1 protein-coding gene is annotated in these 520 nt (G+C 53.3%); it reads right to left on the bottom strand.

Annotated features, from left to right (window positions below; genetic code table 11):
- Positions 1–7 precede the first annotated feature (7 nt).
- Positions 8–520, bottom strand: a 513-nt coding sequence (locus INT19_RS10890) for an IS30 family transposase (protein ID WP_193060741.1), incomplete at its 5' end; no start/stop codon positions are given.

The following is a 520-nucleotide window of genomic DNA, read 5'->3' as shown; positions in this document are numbered from 1 at the left end:
CCTGAATTCAACTAATAAGTGCAGCACCTGCGGTTTCTAGTGCTCCTGAATATTCTCCTAAAAACACCTGGGCTGGAGTTCGGTATCCCAGCCGCTTTCTGGGTCTATCGTTCAGTTTGTGAACAACGCGTCGCAGCTCTGCATTAGTCACCTTCCGGAAGTCTGTACCTTTCGGAAAATACTGTCTGATCAGGCCGTTGGTGTTCTCGTTTGTCCCACGCTGGCCTGAGCAGTAAGGATCACAGAAATACACGGAGGCGCTAACCGCTTTTGCGACCGTCTCGTGGTCTGCAAACTCCGAGCCATTGTCTAGCGTGATCGTCTTCACCGCGCCCCGACGAGGCTTAAGTAAACGAACCATGGCTCTCTGCGTTAGGTCTGCCGTTACCTTTGGCAGACGTGCCGCTAACAAGTAGCCACTTCGTCGCTCTACCAACGTCACTATCCCCGCTTGCTTGTGCCCATAAAGCACCGTGTCGCCTTCCCAGTGACCGATGGTGAGGCGTTTTTCGATAGCAGG

The organism is Halomonas sp. 3A7M, assembly GCF_014897875.1.
Lineage (GTDB): Bacteria > Pseudomonadota > Gammaproteobacteria > Pseudomonadales > Halomonadaceae > Vreelandella.
The sequence above is the reverse complement of the archived record's forward strand: the minus strand, read 5'-3'. Positions and strand labels throughout refer to the sequence as shown.